The 25,203-nt window shown below is 70.8% G+C and carries 25 protein-coding genes; 4 read left to right on the top strand and 21 right to left on the bottom strand.

What is annotated here, in order from left to right; translation table 11 throughout:
* Positions 1-2 precede the first annotated feature (2 nt).
* Both LIU39_RS14005 and pyrR read right to left on the bottom strand, forming a co-directional pair.
* On the bottom strand, positions 3-995 hold the full coding sequence (locus LIU39_RS14005; RefSeq protein ID WP_227047022.1) for an aspartate carbamoyltransferase catalytic subunit: 993 nt from the start codon (positions 993-995) through the stop codon (positions 3-5).
* Positions 996-1,090: 95 nt separating this feature from the next.
* Positions 1,091-1,744: a bifunctional pyr operon transcriptional regulator/uracil phosphoribosyltransferase PyrR gene (pyrR, locus tag LIU39_RS14010; RefSeq protein ID WP_227047023.1), complete on the bottom strand. Its 654-nt coding sequence runs from the start codon at positions 1,742-1,744 to the stop codon at positions 1,091-1,093.
* A 220-nt stretch (positions 1,745-1,964) separates the two neighbouring features.
* Between pyrR and bldD the strand changes: the two genes are divergently transcribed.
* A complete protein-coding gene (gene bldD, locus LIU39_RS14015) occupies positions 1,965-2,465 on the top strand; it encodes a transcriptional regulator BldD (RefSeq protein ID WP_227047024.1) in 501 nt (166 codons plus the stop codon).
* Between the two features lie 270 nt (positions 2,466-2,735).
* Here the strand turns inward: bldD and nusB are convergent, their stop codons facing one another.
* From nusB to rpsD, 15 genes are all read right to left on the bottom strand, one after another.
* Positions 2,736-3,170, bottom strand: coding sequence for a transcription antitermination factor NusB (gene nusB, locus LIU39_RS14020; protein WP_227047025.1), 435 nt, complete (start codon positions 3,168-3,170; stop codon positions 2,736-2,738).
* A gap of 2 nt (positions 3,171-3,172) precedes the next feature.
* Positions 3,173-3,739, bottom strand: coding sequence for an elongation factor P (gene efp / locus LIU39_RS14025; RefSeq protein ID WP_227047026.1), 567 nt, complete (start codon positions 3,737-3,739; stop codon positions 3,173-3,175).
* 66 nt (positions 3,740-3,805) lie between these two features.
* Positions 3,806-4,912: an aminopeptidase P family protein gene (locus tag LIU39_RS14030; RefSeq protein ID WP_227047027.1), complete on the bottom strand. Its 1,107-nt coding sequence runs from the start codon at positions 4,910-4,912 to the stop codon at positions 3,806-3,808.
* A gap of 81 nt (positions 4,913-4,993) precedes the next feature.
* Positions 4,994-5,872 carry a Pro-rich N-terminal domain-containing protein gene (locus LIU39_RS14035; protein WP_227047028.1) on the bottom strand — a complete coding sequence of 293 codons (879 nt, stop codon included), beginning with the start codon at positions 5,870-5,872 and terminating at the stop codon, positions 4,994-4,996.
* A gap of 214 nt (positions 5,873-6,086) precedes the next feature.
* The gene (gene aroQ, locus LIU39_RS14040) at positions 6,087-6,554 is read right to left on the bottom strand and encodes a type II 3-dehydroquinate dehydratase (protein ID WP_227047029.1); all 468 of its coding nucleotides are present in this window, start codon (positions 6,552-6,554) and stop codon (positions 6,087-6,089) included.
* Positions 6,551-7,693: a 3-dehydroquinate synthase gene (gene aroB / locus LIU39_RS14045; RefSeq protein ID WP_227047030.1), complete on the bottom strand. Its 1,143-nt coding sequence runs from the start codon at positions 7,691-7,693 to the stop codon at positions 6,551-6,553. The genes aroQ and aroB overlap by 4 nt, the downstream gene beginning before the upstream one ends.
* Positions 7,690-8,244 carry a shikimate kinase gene (locus LIU39_RS14050; RefSeq protein ID WP_227047031.1) on the bottom strand — a complete coding sequence of 185 codons (555 nt, stop codon included), beginning with the start codon at positions 8,242-8,244 and terminating at the stop codon, positions 7,690-7,692. Before LIU39_RS14050 ends, aroB begins: the two co-directional genes overlap by 4 nt.
* A complete protein-coding gene (aroC, locus tag LIU39_RS14055; RefSeq protein ID WP_227047032.1) occupies positions 8,241-9,425 on the bottom strand; it encodes a chorismate synthase in 1,185 nt (394 codons plus the stop codon). Before aroC ends, LIU39_RS14050 begins: the two co-directional genes overlap by 4 nt.
* A 131-nt stretch (positions 9,426-9,556) precedes the next feature.
* The gene (locus LIU39_RS14060; RefSeq protein ID WP_227047033.1) at positions 9,557-10,384 is read right to left on the bottom strand and encodes a shikimate dehydrogenase; all 828 of its coding nucleotides are present in this window, start codon (positions 10,382-10,384) and stop codon (positions 9,557-9,559) included.
* 8 nt (positions 10,385-10,392) lie between these two features.
* The gene (gene mltG, locus LIU39_RS14065) at positions 10,393-12,147 is read right to left on the bottom strand and encodes an endolytic transglycosylase MltG (protein WP_227047034.1); all 1,755 of its coding nucleotides are present in this window, start codon (positions 12,145-12,147) and stop codon (positions 10,393-10,395) included.
* Between the two features lie 126 nt (positions 12,148-12,273).
* Positions 12,274-12,738, bottom strand: coding sequence for a Holliday junction resolvase RuvX (ruvX, locus tag LIU39_RS14070; protein ID WP_227047085.1), 465 nt, complete (start codon positions 12,736-12,738; stop codon positions 12,274-12,276).
* Positions 12,739-12,751: 13 nt separating this feature from the next.
* Complete coding sequence (gene alaS, locus LIU39_RS14075) at positions 12,752-15,421, bottom strand: alanine--tRNA ligase (protein WP_227047035.1); 2,670 nt, start codon at positions 15,419-15,421, stop codon at positions 12,752-12,754.
* Positions 15,421-15,768 (bottom strand): DUF6167 family protein, encoded by a 348-nt coding sequence (locus LIU39_RS14080; protein ID WP_227047036.1) that lies wholly within the window; start codon positions 15,766-15,768, stop codon positions 15,421-15,423. The genes alaS and LIU39_RS14080 overlap by 1 nt, the downstream gene beginning before the upstream one ends.
* 8 nt (positions 15,769-15,776) lie before the next feature.
* On the bottom strand, positions 15,777-16,196 hold the full coding sequence (locus LIU39_RS14085; RefSeq protein ID WP_227047037.1) for a DUF948 domain-containing protein: 420 nt from the start codon (positions 16,194-16,196) through the stop codon (positions 15,777-15,779).
* Positions 16,197-16,540: 344 nt separating this feature from the next.
* Positions 16,541-17,152 (bottom strand): 30S ribosomal protein S4, encoded by a 612-nt coding sequence (gene rpsD, locus LIU39_RS14090; RefSeq protein WP_086718482.1) that lies wholly within the window; start codon positions 17,150-17,152, stop codon positions 16,541-16,543.
* 185 nt (positions 17,153-17,337) lie between these two features.
* Here rpsD and LIU39_RS14095 point away from each other — a divergent pair, with 185 nt between their 5' ends.
* Positions 17,338-18,096 carry a DUF2470 domain-containing protein gene (locus tag LIU39_RS14095; protein ID WP_227047038.1) on the top strand — a complete coding sequence of 253 codons (759 nt, stop codon included), beginning with the start codon at positions 17,338-17,340 and terminating at the stop codon, positions 18,094-18,096.
* Between the two features lie 46 nt (positions 18,097-18,142).
* Here LIU39_RS14095 and LIU39_RS14100 read toward each other — a convergent pair whose 3' ends face one another.
* From LIU39_RS14100 to LIU39_RS14115, 4 genes are all read right to left on the bottom strand, one after another.
* The gene (locus tag LIU39_RS14100) at positions 18,143-19,555 is read right to left on the bottom strand and encodes a replication-associated recombination protein A (RefSeq protein ID WP_227047039.1); all 1,413 of its coding nucleotides are present in this window, start codon (positions 19,553-19,555) and stop codon (positions 18,143-18,145) included.
* 85 nt (positions 19,556-19,640) lie between these two features.
* Positions 19,641-20,285: a vitamin K epoxide reductase family protein gene (locus LIU39_RS14105; RefSeq protein ID WP_227047040.1), complete on the bottom strand. Its 645-nt coding sequence runs from the start codon at positions 20,283-20,285 to the stop codon at positions 19,641-19,643.
* Between the two features lie 384 nt (positions 20,286-20,669).
* On the bottom strand, positions 20,670-21,932 hold the full coding sequence (gene hisS, locus LIU39_RS14110) for a histidine--tRNA ligase (RefSeq protein WP_227047041.1): 1,263 nt from the start codon (positions 21,930-21,932) through the stop codon (positions 20,670-20,672).
* An 11-nt stretch (positions 21,933-21,943) separates the two neighbouring features.
* Positions 21,944-22,657, bottom strand: coding sequence for an MBL fold metallo-hydrolase (locus LIU39_RS14115; protein WP_227047042.1), 714 nt, complete (start codon positions 22,655-22,657; stop codon positions 21,944-21,946).
* Between the two features lie 181 nt (positions 22,658-22,838).
* On the opposite strand from LIU39_RS14115, the gene LIU39_RS14120 reads away from it, so the two are divergent.
* Together LIU39_RS14120 and LIU39_RS14125 are read left to right on the top strand one after the other, a co-directional pair.
* Entirely contained in the window at positions 22,839-23,660 is an 822-nt protein-coding gene (locus LIU39_RS14120; RefSeq protein WP_227047043.1) for a peptidylprolyl isomerase, read from the top strand.
* 245 nt (positions 23,661-23,905) lie between these two features.
* The gene (locus tag LIU39_RS14125) at positions 23,906-25,135 is read left to right on the top strand and encodes a DUF349 domain-containing protein (RefSeq protein ID WP_227047044.1); all 1,230 of its coding nucleotides are present in this window, start codon (positions 23,906-23,908) and stop codon (positions 25,133-25,135) included.
* Positions 25,136-25,203 lie beyond the last annotated feature (68 nt).

Consider the following 25,203-nt stretch of genomic DNA (forward strand, 5'->3'; position numbering starts at 1 on the left):
GGTTACTTGCTCTCCTCGGTGCGGGTGCTGGTGCCGGTGGCGGTGAGGGCGGGCTCGTTGCCGCCCAGAAGCAGGTAGAGGACCGCCATCCGGATGCTGACACCGTTGGTGACCTGTTCGACGGCGGTGCAGCGCGGCGAGTCGGCGACCTCGGCGGTGATCTCCATGCCGCGATTCATCGGCCCTGGGTGCATCACGATGGCGTGCTCGGGCATCTTGGCCATCCGCTCGCCGTCCAGGCCGTAGCGGCGCGCGTACTCGCGCTCGGTGGGGAAGAACGCGGCGTTCATCCGCTCACGCTGGACGCGCAGCATCATCACGGCGTCCGACGTTCCGACGACCGAGTCCAGGTCGTAGGAGACCTCGCAGGGCCAGTTCTCGACGCCGATCGGCACCAGGGTGGGCGGCGCGACGAGGGTGACATCGGCGCCGAGCGTGGTGAGCAGATGGACGTTGGAGCGGGCGACGCGGCTGTGCAGGATGTCGCCGACGACGGTGATCCGGCGGCCGGCCAGATCCTGTCCCGTGCTTGCGTCCGCGCCGACCAGGCGGCGGCGCATCGTGAAGGCGTCGAGCAGGGCCTGGGTGGGGTGCTCGTGGGTGCCGTCGCCCGCGTTGACGACAGAGCCGCCGATCCAGCCGGAGGTGGCCAGGCGGTGCGGGGCGCCGGAGTCGCCGTGCCGGATGACGACGGCGTCCGCGCCCATCGCCTCCAGCGTCAGCGCGGTGTCCTTGAGCGACTCGCCCTTGGAGACCGACGAGCCCTTGGCGGAGAAGTTGATGACGTCCGCCGAGAGCCGCTTGGCGGCGGCCTCGAAGGAGATGCGGGTGCGGGTCGAGTCCTCGAAGAAGAGGTTGACGACGGTGCGGCCGCGCAGGGTGGGAAGTTTCTTGATCGGCCGGTCGGCGACCCGTGCCATCTCCTCGGCGGTGTCGAGGATCAGAACGGCGTCGTCGCGCGAAAGGTCGGCGGCCGAGATGAGGTGACGCTTCATCCGGTTTTCTCCGTGGGTGAAGGAGGCGTACGGGAATGTCCGTCGAGCAGGCAGGAGTACGGGCCCGGGGTCACCGGGTCCGTACGCGGCTGATTTCAGCGCTCGCCGGCCGGGGTGGTCGGCTCGGCCACCGGGGACTCGTCGGGCGCGCCGGGGCGGGACGCGGCGGAGCGCACGCCGAGCAGCACGGCGTCCCGGCCGTCCTCCTCGGTGAGGTGGACCTTGACCGTCTCGCGCAGCGACGTGGGGAGGTTCTTGCCCACGTAGTCGGCGCGGATCGGCAGCTCGCGGTGGCCGCGGTCGACGAGAACGGCGAGCTGGACGGCGCGCGGCCGGCCGATGTCGCCCAGCGCGTCCAGGGCGGCGCGGATCGTGCGCCCGGAAAAGAGGACGTCGTCGACCAGGAGGACGACGCGGCCTTCGATGCCGTCGGCGGGGATCTCCGTGCGGGCGAGCGTGCGGGCGGGGCCCAGCCGCAGGTCATCGCGGTACATCGTGATGTCGAGCGAGCCGACCGGGATGGCGCGGCCGGTGATCTCCTCCAGCTTGGCGGCGAGCCGCCGGGCGAGGAAGACACCGCGGGTCGGGATTCCCAGGAGGACCACGTCGTCGGCGCCCTTGGCGCGCTCGACGATTTCGTGGGCGATGCGGGTGAGCATCCGCGCGATGTCCGGGCCTTCGAGCACCGGGCGCGCGGGGCGCTGGGCACGTGCGTCGGATGCACGTACGTCGGAACTGTTTGCGTCCATACGAAACGGACCCCCTTCTCCGCCTCACGGGACGGACCTTAAAGGACGTCGGATTTACCTCTTCAAGGTACCAGGGGCCGTCCAGAGGCCCGGCGGCACCCCTGACGGGTGGGGTGCTGACCCATCCGGCTTGACGAAGTGAGATTACGCTGCGTAACCTCACAGTGAGTTACCAGCCGGGCGGCGGAGCCGCATATCGATCAGGTGTCTGGGGAGCTTTATGTCCAGCGAATACGCCAAACAGCTCGGGGCCAAGCTCCGCGCCATCCGCACCCAGCAGGGCCTCTCACTCCACGGTGTCGAGGAGAAGTCCCAGGGCCGCTGGAAGGCCGTGGTGGTGGGCTCGTACGAGCGCGGCGACCGTGCCGTGACCGTGCAGCGCCTCGCCGAACTGGCGGACTTCTACGGCGTGCCGGTGCAGGAGCTGCTGCCGGGCACGACACCGGGCGGAGCCGCCGAGCCGCCGCCGAAGCTCGTGCTGGACCTGGAGCGGCTCGCCCATGTCCCGCAGGAGAAGGCCGGCCCGCTGCAGCGCTACGCCGCCACGATCCAGAGCCAGCGCGGTGACTACAACGGCAAGGTGCTCTCGATCCGCCAGGACGATCTGCGCACCCTCGCGGTCATCTACGACCAGTCGCCTTCGGTGCTGACCGAACAGCTGATCAGCTGGGGCGTGCTGGACTCCGACGCTCGCCGCGCGGTCGCCCACGACGACCTCTGACCGGTCCTCACCTGCAAAAAACGTGCCGCTGCTCCGGACAAACGGAGCGGCGGCACGTTTTTGCGTTCGACCGCGGGCGCGAAAACGGGCGGCTGAGCGCGTACCAGGTCAACCACCCTGCACGGGCCCGTCTCCGCACCTCACGGCCGCTCAGCGGGCACTCAGCGGCCCGTACGCCCCCGTCTGCGTCCGCACCCGGCGGGGACGGCGACGGGCCCGGAGCATCCTGCGCGCTCCGGGCCCGTTCACGGGTACTGCTGGTGTGCCTCGTTACCGCGTCTCGCGCCGCAGGGTCGGCTTCAGGTCCTTCAGCCGGCCGAGCAGACCGTTGACGAAGGCCGGGGAGTCGTCCGTGGAGAACTCCTTGGCCAGCTGTACGGCCTCGTCGATCGCCACCGCGTCCGGGGTGGCGTCCACCCAGATCAGCTCGTACGCGCCGAGCCGCAGGATGTTGCGGTCGACGACCGGCATGCGGTCCAGCGGCCAGTCGACGGAGTAGGTGTCGAGCAGTTCGTCGATACGGTCGATGTGGTCCGCGTACCCCTCGACGAGCTCAAGGGTGTACTCGTTGACCGGCGGCTGCCGCGGGTCGGTCCGGGCGTGCCGCATCCAGTCCGCGAGCACGGACTGCACGTCGGCTCCGCGCTGGTCGGCCTCGAAGAGGATCTGGAAGGCGCGCTTACGGGCCTTGTTACGGGCGGCCACGGTTAGCTGTTCACCCGACCGAGGTACTCACCGGAGCGGGTGTCGACCTTGATCTTCTCGCCCTCGGTGATGAAGAGCGGGACCTGGATCTCGTAGTCGGTCTCCAGGGTGGCGGGCTTGGAGCCGCCGGTGGAGCGGTCGCCCTGGACGCCGGGCTCGGTGTGCTTGATGACGAGCTCGACGGCGGCCGGCAGCTCGACGTAGAGCACCTCGCCCTCGTGCTGCGCCACGACGGCCTCGAAGCCTTCCAGCAGGAAGTTCGCGGCGTCGCCGACAGCCTTGCGGTCGACCATGAGCTGGTCGTAGGTGTCCATGTCCATGAAGACGAAGTACTCGCCGTCCATGTACGAGAACTGCATCCCGCGCTTATCGACAGTGGCCGTCTCGACCTTCACGCCGGCGTTGAAGGTCTTGTCGACCACCTTGCCGGAAAGCACATTCTTCAGCTTGGTGCGGACGAAGGCCGGGCCCTTACCGGGCTTGACGTGCTGGAACTCGACGACGGACCAGAGCTGGCCCCCTTCGAGCTTGAGCACCAGGCCGTTCTTGAGGTCGTTCGTGGAAGCCACGGTTGCGGAATCTCCTGGACTGCAGGTGGTGGGTACCCCGAAGCCGCTCGCAGCAAGCCTTGCGGCTCACAGCGCGAGCAGCTCCTTGGTCGTGATCGTGAGTAGCTCTGGCCCGCCGTCCGCCTCGGGGCGGACGACGAGTGTGTCGTCGATCCGGACGCCCCCGCGGCCGGGGAGGTGAACCCCCGGTTCGACGGTGACCGGCACGCAAGCGTCCAGTTTACCCATGGCCGCAGGCGACAATTGAGGGTCCTCATCGATTTCGAGCCCCACGCCGTGTCCGGTCCACGGTCCCAGCCGCTCTCCGTGCCCCGCAGACTCCAGCACATGACGGGCCACGCGGTCCACCTCGCGGCACTCCACACCCGGCGCCAACGCCTCCCGACCGGCCCGCTGGGCTGCGAAAACGAGATCGTAGAGCTCGATCTGCCAGTCCGCGGGCGCCGTCCCGATGACGAAGGTGCGGCCGATCTCGCAGCGGTAGCCGCGGTAGTTCGCGCCCAGCCCGACGGTCAGGAAGTCGCCCTCCTCGACCCGGCGGTCGGTCGGCAGATGTCCCGGGCGCCCGGAATGCGGACCGGCCGCCACAGAGGTGGGGAAGGCAGGGCCCTCCGCGCCGTGGTCGACGAGCCTGCGCTCCAGTTCCAGGGCGAGGTGGCGTTCGGTGCGGCCGACGAGGATCGATTCGAGCAGTTCGCCGAGCGCCTGGTCGGTGATCTCCGCGGCGATCCGCAGGCAGGCGATCTCGTCGTCATCCTTCACCAGCCGCTGCGCCTCGACGGCACAGGCCAGGTCCGCGAGCAGCAGCCGGGGGGCGACCTGGGACAGCGCCCGGTGCCGGGAGACGGTCAGATGGTGTTCCTCGACCGCGAGGGTGACGGCCCCGGCCTTCTCCGCCAGGTCCGCGCCGGCCACCACCGGATCGCCGTCCCGCGTCGGCAGTACGGAGACCCGTACATCGTCGGAGGGCCGGCCCTCCGAGGGATCGCCGCTGAGCGGGCGGCCGCAGAGCAGGACGTCATCGGCAGGCCCCATCAGGAGCGCGGCGCCGGATGGCGCGCAGCCGGTGAGATAGCGGACGTTGGCGGGACGCGAGATCAGTGCCGCGGTGCTTCCGGTTGCCGCGCAGCGGTCCCGCAGCCGCGTGCGTCGGGCCGCATACAGCTCGGACATATCCCGAGCTTACGGGCGGACGGCGGGCCCGGCCCTTCGGGAGCGGCCGGGCGGGGGCGGACGGCCTCCGGGGCGGCGGGGCTACCAGTTGGGCGGGCTGGCGAGGCTGCGGGCGACGACGTCGTCGAGCACTCTGACGGTCGTGGCGACGTCGTGCTGGGAGTTGTCGATGATCGGCAGGCCCGAGCCGTACCAGCCGGCCATCCGGCCGTGGATCCGGGCCACTTCCTCGTCGGACAGGCGGCGGTTGCCGCTGCGCCGTGCGTTGCGCTCCAGGACTATCTCCAGGCCGGGCAGCAGCACGATCGGCAGCAGCCCCGGGCCCACGTGGCGCTTCCAGCCGCCGAGGCCGACGACCGGGCGGTCGGGGAAAACGGCGTCGTCGAGGATGCAGGAGATGCCGTTGGCGAGGAAGTTGCGGGCGGCGAAGCCGCAGGTGCGGCGGGCGAGGCGGTACTGCGCCTCGGAGTGGTCGTTCCAGCCCTGCTGCGGGTCGGCGAAGCCGGAGCGCACCCATTCACGGACGTCGTCGAGGCTGATGTGCGCGGTGGGGACGCGACGGCTGTCGGCCCAGTGGCGGGCCACGCTGGTCTTGCCCGCGCCTGCCGGGCCGATGAGCAGCACGGCGACCGCGGCGTGCGCGGCGTCCGGTGCCGCGGCGCCCGACTGCGGGCTGGGCAGCGCGACCGGGGCGCCGGGAGGCAGCTGGATGTGCCCGGTGCTGCCCGTGCCGCCGGCGGCGTCCGCCGCGGGCTGCGTCCGCTGGGGCACGGGGCCGCTCCAGCCCGGATTCGCGGTGCCCGGCGCCGGGGCGGGCTGCACGGGCGGCGGGGCCGACGGCGCGGGCGGCGGGCCGGGCGGGAGGGAATGACCGGGGTGGGGCGTCCAGTTCATGGTGGCCCCCTGTTCCTGCGCCTGGTGGCGGGGCGGTGGCAGCGGAGCCCCCACTGCGTGCGGCATCCGGTGGCTCTCCGTCTCGTGCGGTCGACTGGGTGCGGTGCGCGGGTGCCGGGCGGGCCGTCCGGCACGTCATGGCCCGGCGGGCGGGCCGGGCGGATGCGGGCCGTGCCGCCCGGCGTCGGGGGGCGTGCGCGGTACCGCGGACGAACGGTACCGCCCCCGGCGCTCGCTGCGTGAACGGCCGGGGGCGGAAGGGAGTGCCCAGGAGACCGCGTCAGCCGCCGAGTTCGTCGGCGAGTGCGCGCAGGGCGAGGCGGTAGGAGCCGATGCCGAATCCGGCGACCGTTCCGCTGGCGACGGCCGCAATGACCGAATTGTGGCGGAATTCCTCGCGGGCGTACGGGTTCGAGATGTGCACCTCGATGAGCGGGGCGGTGCGCTGGGCCGCCGCGTCCCGCATGCCGTACGAGTAATGCGTGAAGGCGCCGGGGTTGATGACGACCGGAATCGATCCGTCGGCGGCTTCGTGCAGCCAACGGATCATCTCGCCCTCGTCGTTGGTTTCCCGGACCTCGGCGTCGAAGCCCAGTTCCTTGCCGAGCCTGGCGCACTCCGCCACCAGGCCCGCGTAGGAGGTGGCGCCGTAGACGTCCGGTTCGCGGGAGCCGAGACGGCCGAGATTGGGGCCGTTCAGCACCAGGACCCGGCGGACCGTACGGGGTTCCTTCGGCTCCTCGCTCATGCCGCGATCTCCGCGTGCGCGGCGAGCAGCATGGCCGGGTCCGGGCCCTCCAGGACCGTGGGCTTGGCCAGCCCGTCCAGGACGATGAAGCGCAGCCGGTCGCCGCGGGACTTCTTGTCGACCTTCATGGTCTCCAGCAGCTTGGGCCACTGGTCGCCGCGGTAGGTCAGCGGCAGGCCGACCGACTCCAGGACGGTGCGGTGCCGGTCGGCGGTCGCATCGTCCAACCGGCCCGCGATCCGGCCCAGTTCGGCGGCGAAGACCATACCGACGGAAACGGCCGCGCCGTGCCGCCAGTTGTAGCGCTCGTTCTTCTCGATGGCGTGCGCCAGGGTGTGGCCGTAGTTGAGGATCTCGCGCAGCCCGGACTCCTTGAGGTCCGCGGAGACCACCTCGGCCTTGACCCGGATCGCCCGCTCGATCAGCTCCTGCGTGTGCGGCCCGTCGGGGCGCTTGGCCGCCTCCGGGTCGGACTCGATCAGGCCGAGGATCGCCGGGTCGGCGATGAAGCCGGCCTTGATGACCTCGGCGAGACCGGAGACGTAGTCGTGGACGGGGAGCGAGTCGAGCGCCGCGAGGTCGCAGAGCACACCGGCCGGGGGGTGGAAGGCGCCGACGAGGTTCTTGCCCTCGGCGGTGTTGATGCCGGTCTTGCCGCCGACCGCCGCGTCGACCATGCCCAGGACCGTCGTCGGCACCGCGATCCAGCGCACGCCGCGCAGCCAGGTGGCCGCGACGAAGCCCGCCAGGTCGGTGGTGGCGCCGCCGCCGACGCCGACGATCACGTCGCTGCGGGTGAACCCGGTCTGCCCGAGCGCCTTCCAGCAGTACGCCGCGACCTCGACGGTCTTGGACTCCTCGGCGTTCGGCAGCTGGATCGCAATCGCCTCGAAGCCCTGGGACGCCAGGTCCTCGCGCAGCGCCTCACCGGTGGCGGCGAGCGCCTCGGGATGCAGCACGGCGACCCGAGTGTCACGGCGGCGCGAAGCGCCTCCACTCGGGGCGGTGGCGGGCGACGGGTGGGCACCCCCGCCGATCAGACCGGGCAGCTCCCCGAGCAGCTGCCGCCCGACGAGCACCTCGTACGGATCGGTGCCCGCCGTACCGCCGACCTGGATACGGGTGGCCTGCTCCGTCATGCCTGTTCCTCCCTGTTGGCGGCCTGCGGGGCCCCGCCCGCCGCCGGTAGCTCCAAAGCGTCCAGGACCGCGTCGACGACGTCCTGGGGGGTGCGGCCGCCGGTGGTGATCACGGCGCGCGCGACCTCGGTGTACAACGGGCGGCGCACGTCCATCAGTTCGCGCCAGCGCTGCCGCGGGTTGACCGCGAGCAGCGGGCGCGGTGCATCCAGGCCGACCCGCTTGACCGCGTCGGCGAGGGCGACGTCGAGGAAGACGACCGGCAGTCCGGCCAGCAGCTTCCTGGTCCCGTCGTCCATGATCGCGCCGCCGCCCAGGGACAGCACACCGTCGTGGCCGGCCAGCGCGGCGCGCACCGCTTCCCTCTCCAACTGGCGGAAATGCGGCTCGCCTTCGTCGATGAAGATCTCCGAGATCGGCTTGCCCGCCGTGTCGACGATGTCCGCGTCGGTGTCGCGGTAGACCACGCCCAGCCGCTCCGCGAGCAGTGCGCCCACGGTCGACTTGCCCGCTCCGGGCGGGCCGACCAGCACGACGACCGGCGACGTCACTTGATCGCCAGATTGTCGAGGAAGGACCGGACGTTACGGCGGGTCTCCGGCACGCTGTCCCCGCCGAACTTCTCGACCACCGCGTCCGCGAGCACCAGCGCCACCATCGCCTCGGCGACGATGCCCGAGGCCGGCACGGCACAGACGTCCGACCGCTGGTGATGCGCCTTGGTGGCCTCGCCCGTGCTGACGTCGACCGTCGCCAGCGCCCGCGGCACCGTCGCGATCGGCTTCATCGCGGCCCGCACCCGCAGCAGCTCACCCGTGGTCAGGCCGCCCTCGGTGCCGCCGGAACGGCCCGAGCTGCGCCGGATGCCGTCGTCCGTCGCCACGATCTCGTCGTGCGCCTGCGAACCGGGCACCCGCGCCAGGTCGAAGCCGTCGCCGACCTCGACGCCCTTGATCGCCTGGATCCCCATCAGCGCGCCCGCCAGGCGGGCGTCGAGACGCCGGTCCCAGTGCACGTGCGAGCCCAGGCCCACCGGCACGCCGTACGCCAGCACCTCGACCACACCGCCGAGGGTGTCGCCGTCCTTGTGCGCCTGGTCGATCTCCGCGACCATCGCCGCGCTCGCCTCCGCGTCCAGGCAGCGCACCGGATCCGCGTCCAGCTTCTCGACGTCGGAGGGCTTCGGGAGGACGCCGTACGGAGCCTTCGCCGCGGCCAGCTCCACCACGTGCGAGACGATCTCGATGCCGGCGGTCTCCTTGAGGAAGGAGCGGGCCACCGCCCCCAGGGCGACCCGGGCCGCGGTCTCGCGCGCCGAGGCGCGCTCCAGGATCGGGCGGGCCTCGTCGAAGCCGTACTTCTGCATGCCGGCCAGGTCGGCGTGGCCGGGGCGGGGGCGGGTCAGCGGCGCGTTACGCGCCAGCTCCGCCAGCACCGTCTCGTCCACCGGGTCGGCGGCCATGACCTGTTCCCACTTGGGCCACTCGGTGTTGCCCACCATGACCGCGACCGGCGAGCCCAGCGACAGGCCGTGCCGCACCCCGCCCAGGAACGTGACCTCGTCCCGCTCGAACTTCATCCGGGCACCGCGGCCATAGCCGAGCCGCCGCCTGGCCAGTGCGTCCGCCACCAGTTCGGTGGTAATCGGGACGCCGGCCGGAAGGCCCTCCAGCGTCGCCACCAGTGCGGGGCCGTGCGACTCCCCCGCCGTCAGCCAGCGCAACCTGCTCAACGGTGCTCCTCTGTACTGCTACTCCGCGTACGGTCTTCCCCCGATCCTCCCACGCCGGGCCGGACGGCCGATGCCCTGTCCGGAGAACGGACCCGGCGGGCGGAGTCCGGGACGCGGAGAGCGGCCGCGGCTCAGCGGGCGGCGAGGGCGGCCTCGCCCGCCGCGCGCATCGCGGCCAGCGGGGCGGGCGAGCGGCCGGTCATCTGCTCGACCTGGAGCACCGCCTGGTGCACCAGCAGGTCGAGGCCGCCGACGACCGCGCCGCCGCGCCCGGACCAGGCGGCGGCGAGCGCCGTGGGCCAGGGCTCGTAGAGCACGTCGAAGAGGGTGCCCGGCGCATCGGGGACGGCGCCGGCCAGGGCGTCGGTGGTGCCGGCCGGGGTGGTCGCGACGACCAGCGGCGCCTCGAAGGCGCGGGCCGCCTCGTCCCAGGGCTCGGTGCGCACCGCGACGCCGAGGCGCTTGCCCCAGCCGCGCATCTCGTCGGCGCGGGCCGCGCTGCGGACGTACGCGGTGACCTCGCCGGTGCAGACGCGGGAGAGCGCGGCGAGCGCCGACGACGCGGTGGCGCCTGCGCCGAGGACGGCGGCCCGCTCGATCTGTGTCACTCCGCGCTCGCGCAGGGCGGCCTGCATACCGGGAATGTCGGTGTTGTCGCCCACCCGCCGCCCGTCGTCGGTGACGACGACGGTGTTGACCGCCTCGACGGAGGCCGCCGTGTCACTGATCGCGTCGAGCAGCGGGATGACCGCGCGCTTGAGCGGCATGGTCAGCGAGAGGCCGGCCCAGCTGCCGTCCAGCTTGTCCATGAAGGCGGGCAGCCGGGCCTCGTCGACGTCGAAGAGGCCGTACTCCCAGCCGTCCAGGCCGAGTTCGCGGTAGGCCGTGCGGTGCAGGACCGGCGAGAGGGAGTGCGCGATCGGTGATCCGAGTACCGCGGCTTGCTTGGTGTCCGACACTGCCCGCTTCAGCCTTCCTGTCTTTTCTGCTGCTGACGCTCATTGAATTTCTTCACGAGCTTGTTGTGGTCGGTGAGATTGGTGGTGAATTCGGTCTTCTTCCCGTCGACCGAGATGAAGAAGAGCCACTTCTGCGACGTGTCCGGCTTGACGGTCGCCTTCAGCGCGTCGGCCCCGGGGTTACCGATCGGCCCCGGCGGCAGCCCACGGTAGAAATACGTGTTGTACGGGTCGTCGTAATGCCGGATCTCGTCCGTACTGATGTTGATCTTGCTCTGCTTCTTCAGATAGTTGAACGACGAGTCGAATTCGATCTTCTGGTTCGTCGCCACGTTGGTCGGCGAGAGCCGGTTGTAGATGACCGCGGCCATCTTCCGGAAATCGTCGTGCGTGATGCCCTCGGCCTGGGTGAGACTGGCCACGGTGAGAACCTCAAGCGGCGACTTCAGGTGAAGCTTCTCGGCATTCGCCTCCAGGTCGTACTTCTGGTACACCTGCTTGGCACGCGCGATCATCATCTTGAGTACGTCCGCCGGTTTCGCATGCCCGCCCACGCTGTACGTCGACGGGTAGAGGAAGCCTTCCAGCGGGTCCTTGACCTGCGAGGATTGGCTCGCCCAGGACGGCAGCCCGAGGCTCTTGACGTCCTTCTTGGCCACTTCCTTGGTGCTGCCGGACTTGATGTCGAGTTTTTCGTCGATGAGCGAGTAGACCGCTTCGGCCCGCAGCCCCTCGCGGACCGTGAGGCCGTTACGGCTCTTGGGGTCCAGCATCAATGCGACAACGGCTGCCGCGGACATTTTCTTGTGCAGCGCGTAGGAGCCCGCCTGGAGACCGGAGCCGTCCTTGTTCTCGTTCGCCGCCCGCGTGAAGGCGTCGACGCTCTTGACGACACCTTCCCGCTTGAGTATCTGCCCCATCTGCTGGATGGGGGCACCGTCCGGGATTTCGACCTGGATGTCGCCCGCCCCTTCGCCCTCGAAATCCGGGGGGCTGGCGAAATGGCTCTGATAGAAGCCGTAGCCGAAATAGCCGACCGTTCCCACGACTCCGGCGAGCACCGCGCTGACCATCAGACAGGCACAGCCGCTGTGCCGCTTGTTCTTCTTTCCGCGGCGCTCGCGGGTGGCCCGCCGGCTCTCCCGCGGATCCTCCGCGATCTCGTCCTCGTCCTCGCCTGCCGGATCATCCGCGAAGAACGCGTGCTCCGGGTCCGGCTCCCGCTGCGGCTCGCCCCGCCAGTCCTCGCCCCCGCCGTCGATGTGCTGCGGCGGCTCGGGGTGCTGCGGCTCCTGGACGTGCTGCGGGTACGGATCCTGCGGGTACTGCTGCTCCTGCGGGTACTGCTGCTGTCCGTACGGATCGTGCGGATCGTGCTGCGGGTACTGGCCCTGCTGCGCGTACGGACCCTGCTGCTGGTACTGCCCGGGGTGCGGATACTGCTGCGGGTACTGCTGCGGATCCTGCGGGCGCAGATGCTGCGGCTGCGGCGGCGGGTAGGCATCCGGGGTGCCGTAAGGGTCCTGCCCGGATATGCCGTAAGGGTCGTGCTGCTGGGCGTACGGGTCATAAGGGTCGTACGGCACCTGTCCCACCTGGGCAGTGCCCCAGCCCCCGTGGTACTGCTGCTCGGGGTAGGGGACGGACTCCGGCCCGTCCCACTGGGGCTGCTGCCCCTGGCGTCCCTGAGAACCCTGATCTCCGTAGAGCGGGTCCTCGGGGTACCACGGTTCGGAGCCGTAGCCCCGGCCATACTCGGTCATCGATCCCCTAGGGCCGAGAGGCGGTGCGCTCCTGTCCGGCAGCGCTACCTGTACCGTCCCGCCTCTTCCTGCACACGCGGCTTCCGAACCGCGGGCCGCATCGCGCGGAACGTTACCGCACTGCGATCAGATGACCACTTCGACGCATTCCCCTGGAGGCCGCCCCGAGGCCCGTTCCGTCTCCAGCGCGCTCTGCAGGATGACCACCGCAGCAGCCTGGTCGATGACCGAACGACCCTTCTTGCTCCGCACTCCGGAGGCCCGCAGGCCCTGTGCGGCAGTGACCGTCGACATCCGCTCGTCGACGAGCCGGACCCCGACGGGTGTGATGTTCTTCGCCATCTCTTGGGCGAATGTACGAATCTTGGCCGCGGCCGGGCCCTCTCCCCCATTCAGGGAGCGGGGCAGGCCGACAACGACCTCCAGCGGCTCGTACTCGTCGACGATCGCCTTCAGGCGGCGGTGGGCCGCGGGGATGTCACGTCCCGGCACCGTCTCGACGGGGGTGGCGAGGACCCCGTCGGGGTCGCACGAGGCGACCCCGATACGGGCGTCCCCGACATCCACGGCGATGCGCCGGCCGCGTCGCATCTCACTCACGCGGTCAGGCCGCCTCGGCGACGAGCCGCTCGACGGCCTCGATGGCCTCGGGCACGGCCGCGGCGTTCTGGCCGCCGCCCTGGGCGACGTCCGGCTTGCCGCCGCCGCCTCCGCCGAGCGTCTTGGCGGCCGCACGGACCAGGTCGCCGGCCTTGATACCGCGCTCGCGGGCGGCCTCGTTGGTGGCGATGACCGTGACCGGGCGGCCGTTGGCCACCGTGAAAAGGGCCACGACGGCGGCACGGCCGCCCTGGATACGGCCGCGGACGTCAAGCACCAGCTTGCGCAGGTCGTCGGCGGAGGTGCCGTCCGGGACCTGCCCCGCAACCAGGGCCACACCGCGGACGTCCTTGGCGCCGTCGGCGAGACCGGCGGCCGCCTGGAGCACCTTCTCGGCGCGGTACTTCTCGATCTCCTTCTCGGCGTCCTTCAGCTTGGCCAGGACACCGGAGATCTTCTCGGGCAGCTCGTCCGGGCGGCCCTTGACCAGCTCGGTCAGCTGCGAGACGACGGTGTGCTCGCGGGCGAGGAACTTGTAGGCGTCCACACCGACCAGCGCCTCGACGCGGCGGACGCCGGAGCCGATGGACGATTCGCCGAGCAGCTTCACCAGGCCGAGCTGGGCGGTGTTGTGGACGTGGGTGCCGCCGCACAGCTCCTTGGAGAAGTCGCCGATGGTGACCACGCGCACCCGGTCGCCGTACTTCTCGCCGAACTCGGCGATGGCGCCCTGCTTCTTGGCGTCGTCCATGCTCATCACCTCGGCGTGCACGTCGAGTTCGCGGGAGAGCACTTCGTTGATCTTCTGCTCGACGTCGGTGAGGACGGCGCCCGGCACCGCGGCCGGCGAGCCGAAGTCGAAGCGGAAGCGGCCCGGGGAGTTCTCCGAACCGGCCTGCGCGGCGGTCGGTCCGAGGGCGTCACGCAGCGCCTGGTGGGTGAGGTGGGTGGCGCTGTGGGCACGGGCGATGGCGCGCCTGCGGGTCACGTCGATGGTGGCGTACGCGGCCGAGCCCAGCACCACCTCGCCGACCTGGACGACACCCTTGTGCACCGTGACGCCGGGAACCGGCTTCTGCACATCGCGGATCTGGACGACGGCGCCGGATTCGAGCTTGATCCGGCCGGTGTCGGCGAGCTGGCCGCCGCCCTCGGCGTAGAACGGGGTGCGGTCCAGCACGACCTCGACCTCGTCGCCCTCGTGGGCGGCGGGGGCCGGGGCACCGTTGACCAGCAGGCCGACGACGGTGGACTCGCCCTCGGTGTCGCGGTATCCGGTGAACTCCGTGGCACCGGACGCGTCGGCGACCTCGCGGTAGGCGGACAGGTCGGCGTGGCCGTGCTTCTTGGACTGGGCGTCGGCCTTGGCGCGCTCCCGCTGCTCCTTCATCAGCCGGCGGAAGCCGTTCTCATCCACCGAAAGGCCCTGTTCGGCGGCCATTTCGAGGGTGAGGTCGATGGGGAAGCCCCAGGTGTCGTGGAGCAGGAACGCCTTGTCGCCGGCCAGGACCTTGCCGCCGGCGGCCTTGGTCTCCGTGACGGCGGTGTCGAGGATGTTGGTGCCGGCCTTCAGCGTCTTGACGAAGGCGGCCTCCTCGGCGAGGGCGACCGTCTCGATGCGGCGGCGGTCCTCCAGCAGCTCCGGGTACTGCTGGCCCATCGTCTTGATGACGACGTCCAGCAGTTCGCCGACGACCAGGCCGTCGGCGCCGAGCAGCCGCATGTTGCGGATGGCGCGGCGCATGATGCGGCGCAGGACGTAACCGCGGCCTTCGTTGCCGGGGGTGACGCCGTCGCCGATGAGCATCGTGGAGGTGCGCATGTGGTCGGCGACCACGCGCAGCGAGACGTCGGATTCCTCCGATGCGCCGTAGCGCACGCCCGACAGTTCGGTGGCCTTGTCGATGACCACGCGCAGGGTGTCGGTCTCGTACATGTTGCGGACGTCCTGCAGGATCATCGCCAGGCGCTCGAGTCCGAGGCCGGTGTCGATGTTCTGGCTGGGCAGATCGCCGAGGATCTCGAAGTCCTCCTTGCCGATGCCCGCGCCCCGCTCGTACTGCATGAAGACGAGGTTCCAGATTTCCACGTACCGCTCGTCGTTGACGGCCGGGCCGCCCTCGACGCCGAATTCCGGGCCGCGGTCGTAGTTGATCTCGGAGCACGGTCCGCAGGGGCCGGGGACGCCCATGGACCAGTAGTTCTCCTTCTTGCCGAGGCGCTGGATGCGCTCGGCCGGCACGCCGACGACCTCGCGCCAGATGCGCTCGGCCTCGTCGTCGTCGAGGTAGACCGTGATCCAGAGCTTCTCCGGGTCCAGGCCGTAACCACCGTCGGCCTGCGAGCCGGTCAGCAGCTCCCAGGCGAACTTGATGGCGCCTTCCTTGAAGTAGTCGCCGAAGGAGAAGTTGCCGCACATCTGGAAGAAGGTGCCGTGCCGGGTGGTCTTGCCGACCTCTTCGATGTCCGGCGTCCGCACGCACTTCTGGACGCTGGTGGCCCGGTCGAAGGGCGGCTTGACCTCGCCGAGGAAGTACGGCTTGAACGGCACCATGCCCGCGGGGACCAGCAGCAGCGTCGGGTCGTCCGCGATCAGCGACGCCGACGGCACGACGGTGTGCCCGCGCTCCTCGAAGAAGCGCAGCCAGCGGCGGCGGATTTCAGCCGACTCCATCAGTGGTCCTCATTTCCAGTCGGTCCGGCAATCCCGGACGGTCCGGTTGCTCTCGTGGTTCGGTGGGGAGTTTCGAGCACCGCGCGGTAGTGCGATGCGGGGAGTTCACGTGGCTCGCCGGACCCGGTCAGACCCAGCGCCTCGTGCAACTGCTCTTCACGGTCCGCCATTCCCGCGCGTACGTCCACTGCAAATTGACGCAGCCGGTGGCCGGTTTCGACGGCCTTGTCCGCGGCCTGCGCCGCGAGGCTGTCGGGCTGGAGCCTGCGCAGCTTGCGGTGAACTTTGTTGGTGGCCCACACGCCGGCTGCGGCGCCGGTGGTGAACCAGAATGCGCGGCGGAACATCGCGGTGATCAGTCCTTGGAGCGACGGTTGCGGCGCCCGCCGCGGCGGGCGCCGGGCAGGGTACGGCCGACGACGACGGTGCGCTTCGGCTCCGGCTCGCCCTTCTTGCCGATCGCACGGCGCACGCCGTAGCCGAAGGCCGCGACCTTGACCAGCGGTCCGCCGAACGCGGATGAGACGGTCGAGGAGAGCGCGGAGGCGTTGGCCGTGACCTCTTGGACATCGGCGGCGATGGCGTCGACGCGGGCGAGTTGGGTGTGCGCCGAGCGGACCGTGGCCGACGCGTCGGCGAGGAGCGGGACGGCCTGGTCGGACACCTCGGCCACCATCTTGGTCGTCGCCTTGAGCGTCTGCGCGAGCCTCACCAGCACCAGGGCGAGGAACGACACGAGGATCGCCCAGAAGACGGCGACCAGGATCCCTGCCACCTCTCCACCGGACACGTTGGCACCACTCTCCGACTGGTCTGGTCTCGTCCTGCTCGAACGGCAGCCTCGACCTTATCGCGCCGTGACTGTGCGTCCGTACCCCGATTCCGGTGCGCCGAGCGGGCCGCCGGTACCCGACCGGGAGATCGCACGGTACGCATGCACCCGAGTACGCTCCGTTCCGTTCGGCACCTCCCGCGCCCTGACCCACAGTCAGGACCGCCTTCCGTGCCGCCTTCCGCACGCCGTACGGGCCAAGCCCCGGCACGCAGCAGCCCGCCGCCTCCCCCTCCGCGAACGGCGGGGAGACGGCGGGCCGAAGCTGCCGGGTGGCTACGCCTGCATCAGCGGGCGTAGTACTCGACGACGAGCTGCTCGTCGCAGATCACCGGGATCTCCTTGCGGTTGGGATCCCGGTCCAGGCGGAACGCCAGCGCCTGGAGGTTGACCTCCAGGTAGCGCGGGGTCTCGCCGTCGGGGGCGTAGCCGCCCTCGCGCGCAACCTGGAAGGGGTGCTTCTCGCGGCTGCGCTCGCGGACCATCACGACGTCGCCGGGACGGACGCGGAAGGACGGCTTGTCGACCTTGCGGTCATTGACCGAGATGTGGCCGTGCACGACCATCTGGCGGGCCTGGTAGATGGTGCGGGCGATGCCCGACCGCAGGACGAGCGCGTCCAGACGGCGCTCAAGCTCGATGATGAGGGCTTCGCCCGTCTTGCCTTCGACCTTCCGAGCGCGGTCGTAGGCACGCGCCATCTGGCGCTCGCTGATGTCGTACTGCGCACGCAGACGCTGCTTTTCGAGCAGCCGGACCTTGTAGTCACTGCTCTGCTTGCGGCCACGGCCGTGCTCGCCGGGCGGGTAGGGACGGGCCTCGAAGTACTTGACGGCCTTCGGCGTCAGGGCGATGCCGAGCGCGCGGGACTTCTTGACCTTGGGACGCGACTGGTTCACGTGGAACGGACCTCCGTGTAAGTTAGGTGAGGCTTACCTTAGCGCGAGGAGAACGCATGTTTCGACCTGGGATCCCCCTGCCGAGTGCCGGTCACAGCACCGAGGCGGGTCAGCCGCGTCCCGTGGAAGACGCCCAGCGGCCCACTGCCGCCGAGCGCGTACGAACCCTCGTCGAATCCAATGGTATGGCTTCTCTCAGCATCCCCGGAGTCGAGGACCCCGACGAGAGCGGACTGTCCGCGCCCGTCTGCCGCACCGTGACACCCGGAGGTGACGTGCTATTGCTGGCTCCTGGCGACTCTGCGGCGGCACGAGCGGCCGCGCACGCGCAGGACGACGACCTGGCAGTCGTGATGGAGATCACGGATGTTGCACCCGTTTCGGTGCCTCATCGCATCCGTGGACGAGCCTGGGTGGCCGGCTGGCTCACCCCCGTACGCAACGACCAGCGGGCCCGCTGCGCGATGCTGCTCGCCGAGCGCCACCCCGTGGGCGAGCTGCTCGGCGTCGGCGAGGCCCTCCAGCCGGAGCCCGCACCGGGCCGCTACGGGCAGGCCGCCTGGATGATGCTGCGCCTGGAGGTCGGCGAGTGCGCGGTGGACGATCTGTGGGGCGCGGAATCCGTCGAGCCCGACGAGTTCGCCGACGCCTCCCCCGACCCGCTGGTGGCCCACGAGGCGGAGCTGCTCCAGCATCTGGACGCCTCGCACGGCGAGCAGGTGCGGGCGCTGTGCAGCCTGCTCGGCGAGCGGGCCGCGGACCTCTGCGGGGTGCGGGACCACGCCGTGCCGGTGGCCCTGGACCGCTTCGGGCTGCGGGTCCGCTTCACCGGCGCCGCCGACCAGCGGTCGTTCGACGCGCGGTTCGACTTCCCCGAACCCGTGCGGGACGTGGCCGAACTGCGCCGCGCGATGCACGCGCTCTTCGACGCCGCCACGGAATGAGCCGGGCCCTCGTGGCAGCGGCACCCGACCGGTCGGAGACGGCCCCTCAGTCGCCCGTCTCGCCGCGCAGCCGGGCACGGACGCGGTCGGCGACGTCGGCATAGCGGGCCTCGGCGCCGTGCCGGGTCGGGGTGTAGTACCGCTTGCCGTGCACCTCGTCCGGCGCGTACTGCTGTGCCGCGATGCCGCCCGGCAGGTCGTGCGGGTACTGGTAGCCCTGGCCGTGGCCGAGCTTCTGGGCGCCCTTGTAGTGGCTGTCGCGCAGATGGCCTGGGACCGCGCCCGCCTGGCCCGCGCGGACGTCCGCGAGCGCGGCGTCTATCGCGGTGTAGGCGGCGTTCGACTTCGGGGCCAGGGCGAGGGCGATGGTGGCCTGGCTGAGGGTGATCCGGGCCTCCGGGAAGCCGATCATCGCGACCGCCTGGGCCGCGGCCACCGCGGTCTGCAGCGCGGAGGGATCGGCCAGGCCGATGTCCTCGCTGGCCGAGATCATCAGCCGGCGGGCGATGAAGCGGGGGTCCTCGCCCGCCTCGATCATGCGCGCGAGGTAGTGCAACGCCGCGTCGACGTCCGAACCGCGGATGGACTTGATCAGTGCGCTGGCGACGTCGTAGTGCTGGTCGCCGTCCCGGTCGTACTTCACGGCGGCGCGGTCGACGGACTCCTCCAAAGTCTGGAGGGTGATCTCCTTCTCGCCCTTGGACAGCGCGGAGCCCGCCCCGGCCTCCAGGGCGGTCAGCGCCCGCCGGGCGTCGCCGCCGGCGATCCGCAGCAGATGCGCCTCGGTGTCGTCGGGCAGCGTCACCGCACCGGCCAGGCCGCGCTCCGCGGTCAGCGCACGCGCCAGCAGGCCGCGCAGGTCGTCGTCGGTGAGCGGTTCGAGGGTCAGCAGCAGGGAGCGGGAGAGCAGCGGGGAGATCACCGAGAAGTACGGGTTCTCGGTCGTCGCGGCGATAAGGGTGACCCAGCGGTTCTCCACGGCGGGCAGCAGGGAGTCCTGCTGGGCCTTGCTGAAGCGGTGGATCTCGTCGAGGAAGAGGACGGTCTCCTTGCCGTAACCGCCCGAGGCGCGCCGGGCGCCGTCGATGACGGCCCGCACCTCCTTGACGCCCGCGGTGATCGCGGACAGCTCCACGAAGCGCTTGTTCGTCGCCTGACTGACGACGTAGGCCAGGGTGGTCTTGCCGATACCGGGCGGGCCCCACAGGAAGACGGACGACGGTCCGGCAGGACCGCCGCCCGCCCGTCGCCCACCACCGCCCTTGTCCGAGGGCCCTTCGGGCCCGCCCCCGCTGTCGTCGCCGACCAGGCGGCGCAGCGGTGACCCCGGTTTGAGCAGATGCTGCTGCCCCGCGACCTCGTCGAGGGTGCGCGGACGCATCCGCACAGCGAGGGGAGACCCCGCGGGGTCCTTCTCTTGACGGTCTTCGGCGGCGGCGGTGAACAGGTCGGGCTCCACGCTCAAGAGCCTATGCCACCGCACTGACAACGCTGCCCGGCCGCACGTGCGGCCGGGCAGCGGTCGGATCGTGGCCGGGTAGCCGTCAGATCAGCGAGCTCCAGTACGACCACCACTTGGTGAGGATCAGCAGCGCGATCACGCCGTACCAGAGCACCGGCACGACCCAGTGGAATTCCAGCACCGCGTTCCGCAGCCCCGCGGGGGCCGGGATGATGCCGTGCTTGATGTTGTGCACCGTGGTGTACCAGAACATCAGGAGGGTGACGCACCAGGTCAGCGTGCACCACACGCACAGCGAGTTGATCTCGTACAGCGACTGGGACATCAGCCACATGCAGAAGACCGTGCCGAGCAGGGTGCCGATGTTGAGGCCGATCCAGTACCAGCGGCGGTAGCGGGCGCCGGCCAGCAGGCCCACGCCGATCGCGACGACCACGGAGAACCCGATCAGTCCGGCCATCGGATTCGGGAATCCGAAGACCTCCGCCTGCGCGCTCTGCATGACGTTGCCGCAGGAGATGATCGGGTTCAGGCTGCACGCCGGCTTGAAGTTCGGGTCCTTCAGCAGCTCGAACTTGTCGATGGTGATGATCCAGGACGCCAGGATGCCCAGCGCGCCGGTGATCATCAGGAGCCAGGCGAGACCACGACCCGACCCGATGGTGCCCTCGCCGCTGTCGCGGCCGTCGTCGGTGGACACGTCGTCGTCCAGCGCTGTCGTCGTCATATCGCGGTTCCGTCGATCCCTTGGGAGATGGGGGTGGACAAGCGGGCCCGCGGGCAGCGGCCGCGCCCCACATTCTGCCCCAACAGCGACCCGCATACCCGTTCGATGGACATAAAGGCAACCGTTCGACGTCGGCAGGCGGCGCCCGCGCAGGCCATCGCTCACCGGCTGACCGGCCCCGTTGCCAGGCCCCGTGCGGCATCTTCCGCGGCCCCGGCACGCCCCGCTCCCCCGCCCTGCGCAGGCCGGAACCATCCCCGCGGATGAACGGCGCGTGCACCGCCTTGACGCGGACCACGCCCCGCGGGCGCCGCGGCAGCACGTGAGGGCCCGGACGGTGGGTGACACCGTCCGGGCCCTCACGTCCGTTACATCCGCCGGGCCTCAGCCCAGCGCGCGCCGGATCTCCTCGACGACGGCGTCCAGCGCGACCGGCGTCTGCTCACCGCTCCGCAGGTCCTTGAGCTGCACGACGCCCTCCGCCAGATCCCGCTCGCCGGCCACCAGCGCCAGCCGGGCGCCAGAGCGGTTGGCCGACTTCATGGCGTTCTTCAGCCCCTTGCCGCCGAACGCGAAGTCCGTCGCGATGCCGGCCCGGCGCAGCTCGGTGACCGCCCCGAAGAGCACCCGGCGGGCCTCATCGCCCAGCGGCACGGCGTAGACGGCGGTAGCGGCCGGAATGTCGAGCGTGACCCCCTCCGCCTCCAGCGCCAGCACCGTACGGTCCACGCCCAGCGCCCAGCCGACGGACGGCAGCGCGGGGCCGCCGATCATCTCGGACAGGCCGTCGTACCGGCCACCGCCGCCCACCGCGGACTGCGAGCCGAGGCCGTCGTGGACGAACTCGAAGGTGGTGCGGGTGTAGTAGTCCAGGCCGCGGACCAGCTTCACGTCGTCCTCGAACGCGACACCCGCCGCGGTCAGCAGCTCGCGCACCTGCTCGTGGTACGCCTTGCACGCCTCGCACAGGTAGTCGCGGAGCATCGGTGCCCCGACGAGCCGTTCCTGGACGTACTCGCGCTTGTCGTCCAGCACCCGCAGCGGGTTGATGTCGATCCGGCGCCGGGTGTCCTCGTCCAGGTCGAGGCCGCGCAGGAAGTCCTGGAGCGCGGTCCGGTAAACAGGGCGGCACTCCTTGTCACCCAGCGAGTTGAGCAGGATGCGGAAGTCGCGCAGCCCGAGCGCGCGGTACGCCTGGTCGGCCAGGATGATCAACTCGGCGTCCAGCGCCGGGTCCTCGGCGCCGATCGCCTCGGCACCGACCTGCGAGAAGTGGCGGTAACGGCCCTTCTGCGGACGCTCGTAGCGGTAGTACGAGCCGGAGTACCAGAGCTTGACGGGGAGGTTGCCGCCCTTGTGGAGGTTGGCCTCCAGCGCGGCGCGCAGCACGGATGCGGTGCCCTCCGGGCGCAGCGCGAGCTGGTCGCCGCCCTTGGTCTCGAAGGCGTACATCTCCTTGGTCACGATGTCGGTGGACCCACCGACGCCGCGGGCGAACAGCTCGACGTTCTCGAAGCCGGGTGTCTCGATGTAGCCGTACCCGGAGTTCTTCAGTGGGGCGGAGATCGCCTCACGCACCGCGAGGTAGGTCGCGGAATTCGGCGGGAGCAGGTCGTACGTGCCCTTGGGTGCCTGAAAGGTGCTCACGGAAAGTCTCGTCACATTCCTCGTCGCGGAGGGGCAGTTGTGCCGTCTCCGAGGCCGGCGGCCAGCTCCCGCAGGTAGGGGTTGCCGGCGCGCTCGCGGCCGATGGTGGTCTGGGGGCCGTGCCCGGACAGGACGACGGTCGAATCCTCCAGCGGCAGGCACACGCGCGCCAGCGACTGCAGAATCTCGGTGTGGTCGCCGCCCGGCAGGTCGGTACGTCCGATGGAGCCGGCGAACAGCAGGTCGCCCGAGAAGAAGACCGGCGGAATGTCCTCCTGTTCGGGCATCCTGAACGTCACCGACCCCTTGGTATGGCCCGGGGCATGCGCGACGGAGAACTCCATTCCGGCCAGCTGCAGGGCGCTGCCGTCGGTGAGTTCCTTCACGTCGTCCGGTTCACCGATGGTCAGTTCGCCCATGAGCTGCGCGCCGATGGAGCGGCCGATGGCCTTCTCCGGGTCGCTCATCATGTAGCGGTCCTCGGGGTGGATCCAGGCGGGGACGTCGTGCGCCCCGCACACCGGGACGACCGAGGCGACGTGGTCGATGTGGCCATGGGTCAGGACGACCGCGACGGGCTTGAGCCGATGCTTCTTCACCGCGTCCTCGACTCCTTGGGCGGCTTGGTGGCCCGGGTCGATGATCACGCACTCCTCGCCCGCGGCGGGGGCGACCAAGTAGCAGTTGGTCCCCCAGGCCCCGGCGGGGAACCCGGCAATCAGCACGTTCGTCCTTAAAGGTCGGTGGGGTGGCGGCCCGTGCACTCGGCCGCTCCCGGAACAATTCGGCAGTTCCAGAGCCTACCGGCGCGACTCCCGCGGTTGCGAACCCGTATACGGTACGGCCACGGCAGACCAGAGCGACCCACGCGCGGCAGGACCGGAGCGCAGGACAAGGAGACGACCGGTGGTCAGCAGCGATCAGCGGCGGCGGCAGCTCGCCAGGGAGAAGTTCGCGCGCCAGCAGCAGCGGCGGGCCGCGGCCCGGCGCCAGGCCAAACGCCGCAACGTGATCATCGCGTCCGCGCTGGCCGTGGTGCTGGCCGCGGGCGCAGCGGCGTACGCGACCGCCGGTCTTGGCGACGGCCGGTCGTCCGACGAGGCGGCCGCGGGCCCCACCAAGCCGGCCGACCCGTGCGCCCGCCCCGCGAAGGGCACGCCGTCGAAGAAGAAGTGGAAGAAGGAGCCGGCGATGTCCCTGGACACCTCGGCCGCCTACTCCGCGAAGCTGCGGACCACCTGCGGTGAGATCGACCTGAAGCTGGATGCGGGCACGGCACCGCACACCGTCAACTCCTTCGCGTTCCTCGCCAAGCAGGGGTATTTCGACCACAGCAAGTGCCACCGCCTGGTGGACCAGGGCATCCACGTCCTCCAGTGCGGCGATCCGACCGCCACCGGCGCCGGCACCCCCGGCTACACCCTCCCGGACGAGAACCTCAAGGACCCGCGCCTCAAGGGCGGCGTCTACCCCGCGGGCACGGTCGCGATGGCCAATCAGTACGACGGCAAGAGCGCCAAGACCCGCAATTCCGGGGGCAGTCAGTTCTTCCTCGTCTACCAGGACAGCAAGCTGCCGCCTGACTACACGCCGTTCGGGACGATCACCGGCGGCATGGACGTCCTGAAGAAGATTGCCGCGGCGGGTTCGACGCCCGAGCCGCAGAGCGGCAACACCGCGCCGAACGCCACGGTCGTCATCAACCGCGCCACGGTCACCGCGTCCTGACGGTGACCGGGGGCGATCCGCCGTCGTCCCGGTGTACCCGCCGCGTAATTTCGGTCGTGCTGGATGCGGACAGCCGACCGCCCTTCGCCTAGATTGGCGTTGTGTAGGGTGCCTGCGCCGACGGCTGCCACCCGCACCCGCAAGACAGCCCGTCGGACCGGCCAGGGCGCAGCTCTGCCGGACAGAAACTGTGGACGATGCCGGGGGGCCGCACGCCCTCGTCGGCATCATGTGGAGGAGGCGCTGTGAGCAGCGACCCATGGGGCCGCGTCGATGAGACGGGGACCGTGTACGTGCGTACCGCCGACGGCGAGCAGGTCGTCGGATCGTGGCAGGCGGGATCCCCCGAGGAGGCCCTCGCCTACTTCGAGCGCAAGTATGAGGGCCTGGTCGTCGAGATCGGCCTCCTCGAGCGCCGGGTCAAGACCACCGACCTGTCGGCGAAGGACGCGACGGCCGCGATCGACCATCTGCGCCAGCAGGTCGACGAGCATCACGCGGTCGGCGACCTGGACGCGCTGAGGAAGCAGCTCGACGCCCTGGTCGGCACGGTCGACGCGCGGCGCGAGGAGCGCAAGGCGCAGAAGGCCAAGCAGAGCGACGAGGCCCGGCAGGCCAAGGAGAAGCTGGTCGCCGAGGCCGAGGAGCTGGCGGCCAGTGAGCAGTGGCGGGCGGCCGGCGAGCGGCTGCGGGCGCTGGTCGACACCTGGAAGGGGCTGCCGCGCCTCGACCGCAAGGCGGACGACGAGCTGTGGCACCGCTTCTCGCACGCCCGCTCCGCGTTCTCCAAGCGGCGCAAGGCGCACTTCGCCTCGCTCGACGCGCAGCGCGAGGAGGCCAGGCAGGCCAAGGAGAAGCTGGTCGCCGAGGCGCAGGCGCTGTCGAACTCGACGGACTGGGGTGCCACCGCGGCCCGTTACCGCGAGTTGATGACCGAATGGAAGGCCGCGGGCCGCGCCCAGCGCGAGCACGAGGACGACCTGTGGAACCGCTTCCGCGGCGCCCAGGACGTCTTCTTCCAGGCGCGCGGCGAGGTCTTCGCGGAACGGGACACCGAGCAGCGGGAGAACCTGACCCGCAAGGAGGAGCTGGTCACCGAGGCCGAGAAGCTGCTCCCGGTCACCGACCTCAAGGCGGCGCGGGCCGCGTTCCGTTCGGTCAACGAGCGGTGGGAGGCCATCGGCCACGTGCCGCGGGACGCCCGCCCGAAGATCGAGGGGCGGATCCACGCCGTCGAGCGCGCCATCCAGGAGGCCGAGGAGGCCGACTGGCGGCGTACGAACCCGGAGGCACGGGCGCGCGCTGCGGGCCTGACCGGCCAGCTCCAGGACGCCGTCGACAAGCTGCAGAAGCAGATCGACACGGCGCGGGCGGCCGGCAACAACGCCAAGGCCGACAAGCTCGGCCGGGAGCTGGAGGGCCGCAAGGCGCTGCTGGACCAGGCCCTGAAGGGCCTTGAGGAGTTCGGCGGCTGAGCGAGCTGCTGATCAACGGAGAGGGCCCCGGTACGTATCCCGTACCGGGGCCCTCCTCGTCTGTGTGC

Source organism: Streptomyces pinistramenti (assembly GCF_020564935.1).
Lineage (GTDB): Bacteria > Actinomycetota > Actinomycetes > Streptomycetales > Streptomycetaceae > Streptomyces > Streptomyces pinistramenti.

What these genes read in the sequence shown, in the direction of transcription:
- LIU39_RS14005 (WP_227047022.1), bottom strand. Translation starts at nt 995, where the DNA reads ATGAAGCGTCACCTCATCTCGGCCGCCGACCTTTCGCGCGACGACGCC.
- pyrR (WP_227047023.1), bottom strand. Translation starts at nt 1,744, where the DNA reads ATGGACGCAAACAGTTCCGACGTACGTGCATCCGACGCACGTGCCCAG.
- bldD (WP_227047024.1), top strand. Translation starts at nt 1,965, where the DNA reads ATGTCCAGCGAATACGCCAAACAGCTCGGGGCCAAGCTCCGCGCCATC.
- LIU39_RS14030 (WP_227047027.1), bottom strand. Translation starts at nt 4,912, where the DNA reads ATGTCCGAGCTGTATGCGGCCCGACGCACGCGGCTGCGGGACCGCTGC.
- LIU39_RS14035 (WP_227047028.1), bottom strand. Translation starts at nt 5,872, where the DNA reads ATGCCGCACGCAGTGGGGGCTCCGCTGCCACCGCCCCGCCACCAGGCG.
- aroQ (WP_227047029.1), bottom strand. Translation starts at nt 6,554, where the DNA reads ATGAGCGAGGAGCCGAAGGAACCCCGTACGGTCCGCCGGGTCCTGGTG.
- aroB (WP_227047030.1), bottom strand. Translation starts at nt 7,693, where the DNA reads ATGACGGAGCAGGCCACCCGTATCCAGGTCGGCGGTACGGCGGGCACC.
- mltG (WP_227047034.1), bottom strand. Translation starts at nt 12,147, where the DNA reads ATGACCGAGTATGGCCGGGGCTACGGCTCCGAACCGTGGTACCCCGAG.
- ruvX (WP_227047085.1), bottom strand. Translation starts at nt 12,738, where the DNA reads ATGCGACGCGGCCGGCGCATCGCCGTGGATGTCGGGGACGCCCGTATC.
- alaS (WP_227047035.1), bottom strand. Translation starts at nt 15,421, where the DNA reads ATGGAGTCGGCTGAAATCCGCCGCCGCTGGCTGCGCTTCTTCGAGGAG.
- LIU39_RS14080 (WP_227047036.1), bottom strand. Translation starts at nt 15,768, where the DNA reads ATGTTCCGCCGCGCATTCTGGTTCACCACCGGCGCCGCAGCCGGCGTG.
- LIU39_RS14095 (WP_227047038.1), top strand. Translation starts at nt 17,338, where the DNA reads ATGGCTTCTCTCAGCATCCCCGGAGTCGAGGACCCCGACGAGAGCGGA.
- LIU39_RS14105 (WP_227047040.1), bottom strand. Translation starts at nt 20,285, where the DNA reads ATGACGACGACAGCGCTGGACGACGACGTGTCCACCGACGACGGCCGC.